2 protein-coding genes are annotated in these 2,128 nt (G+C 69.0%); one reads left to right on the forward strand and one right to left on the reverse strand.

Features of this window, described 5'->3' with window-relative positions; all coding sequences use genetic code 11:
• Positions 1 to 888 (reverse strand): MATE family efflux transporter (locus tag WBA11_RS13030; RefSeq protein ID WP_424521108.1); only part of this gene is annotated, 888 nt, incomplete at its 3' end.
• 130 nt (positions 889 to 1,018) lie between these two features.
• Here WBA11_RS13030 and WBA11_RS13035 point away from each other — a divergent pair.
• The coding region (locus WBA11_RS13035; RefSeq protein ID WP_424521109.1) for a glycosyltransferase family 2 protein at positions 1,019 to 2,128 on the forward strand (1,110 nt) is incomplete at its 3' end.

The raw sequence follows: 2,128 nt of genomic DNA on the forward strand, positions 1-2,128 counted from the left end.
GGCCATCCCGATGCCGAGCGGGACCATGAACGCGACGCTCGCGGCGTTGAGCGCGATCTGGTGCGCGGCGAGCGCGGTGACGTCGTTCGGCAGGCGTCCCACCAACAAGGTCGCGGCGGTAAAGAGCCCGCCCTCGAGGCCGAAGCCGATTCCGATGGGCCAGCCCAACACGAACAGGGTCTTGAGCGTCGACCAGTCGGGGCGGCGGAGGTCCGGGAAGACGCGGAAGGACGAGAACGGTCCGCGGTGGACGTAGAGCGCCAGGGCCGAGAACAGCACGAGCGTCGTGACGGACGTGCTCCATCCCGTTCCCACCAACCCGAGCGCGGGGGCGCCGAGCTTGCCGAACATCAGGACGTAGTTCATCGCCGCGTTGACGCCGACGGCGAGGAGCGTCACGACCAGGACGGGACGGGGCCGCTCGTTCCCCTCGCACAGGCCGCGCAGGGCCGTGAACCACAGGTTGGGGACGAACGCCCAGCGGATGGCGCCGTGGTAATCGGCGGCGAGCGCGGCGGTCTCGGGCGCCTGGCCCGCAGCGAGGAGCAGCGGCTCGGTGTAGCCGAGCAGGACCGTCGCCGGGATTCCGATGATCGTCGCGAGCCACAGCCCTTGACGGGTCGCCCGTCCCGCCTCGTCGGGCTTGCCGGCTCCGATCGCCTGCGCGACGGTCGGCTGGACGGCGATCAGGACGCCGATTCCGATGAGCGCGAGCGTGAAGTAGGTCGTCGAGCCGAGCACGACGGCTGCCATCGCCTGCGTCCCGAGCCGGCCGACCATCGCCACGTCGACGAACCCCATCGACATCTGGGCGAGTTGGGCGAGGACGATGGGGACGGCGAGCACGAGCGTCGCGCGGACCTCGCGCCCGACCTCGATGCGTGTCATGCGGCGTGGGGCTGGGCCAAGCTACCCGGGGCGTCGAGGACACTCCTTCCCGCGGATCTCACGCGGAGACGGGGCAGCACCGCGTGCCCACCGCCCGGTCTCGAGGCCGACGGCTCTACCTTTGGTCTCCATGTCTCGGCAGCACGTCTCCCCCACCGTCCTCGAGGTCGGCGCTCCTTCCGGGACCGCGACGGTCGACGTGTCGGTGGTGATCGTGACGTATAACGTTCGAGGTTTTCTGGAGCAAGCGCTTCGGTCCGTCGAGCAGGCCTCGAGCGGCCTCGAGGTCGAGACGTGGGTCGTCGACAACGACTCGGCGGACGGGTCGGTGGAGATGGTGCGGGAGCGGTTTCCCGACGTCGAGTTGATCGCGAACCAGGAAAATGTCGGGTTCGCGACGGCCAACAACCAAGCGATCCGCCAGGCCGCGGGCCGCTACGTGTTGGTCCTCAACCCGGACACCATCCTGCAGGAGGACACGCTCCGTGAGTTGGTCGCCTTCATGGACGCGCACCCGGACGCGGGCGCGGCGGGCTGCCGCATCCTGAACCCGGACGGCACGTTCGCGCCCGAGAGCCGCCGCGCGTTCCCGGACCCGGCCATCGCGTTCTACCGCATCTCGGGTCTGAGCAAGCTGTTCCCCAAGAGCCCGACGTTCGGCCGCTACAACCTGACCTACCTCCCCATCGACGAGGTGTGCGAGGTGGACGCGCTCAGCGGCTCGTGCATGATGGTGCGGACGGCAGCGGTTTTGGAGAATGGGGATTGGGGATTGGGGTCGTCGGGCAGCGACCTCGAGGACGGGCGGGCGGCCTCGAGGACGAACGGGGCAACCACCGCGGGCAGCCTCGAGGCCACCGTATCGAGCGGGGTGACCTCGAGGACGAGCACGCCGGGTAGTGGTGATCGACCTCGAGGCCGTCCGCCCCAACCCCTAAAACCCAGTCCCCGACACCCAGCCGGCCTGTTCGACGAGGGGTTCTTTATGTACGGCGAGGACCTCGACTGGTGCTACCGGATCCAGCAGGCGGGCTGGCGGATCTACTACACGCCGAGCACCCAGATCGTCCACTACAAGGGCGAGAGCACGAAAAAGGGCGACTTGCGCTACGTGCTCCTGTTCTACGGGGCCATGCTCCGGTTCGTCGAGAAGCACGTCACGCACCGCGAGGGCGCGGGCGTGTGGGACCGTCTCTCGTCGTCGGCCCTGGCGCTGGGGATCCGAGGCGGCATCGTCGTC

It is taken from the genome of Rubrivirga sp., assembly GCF_049648075.1.
Classification (GTDB): Bacteria; Bacteroidota; Rhodothermia; order Rhodothermales; family Rubricoccaceae; genus Rubrivirga.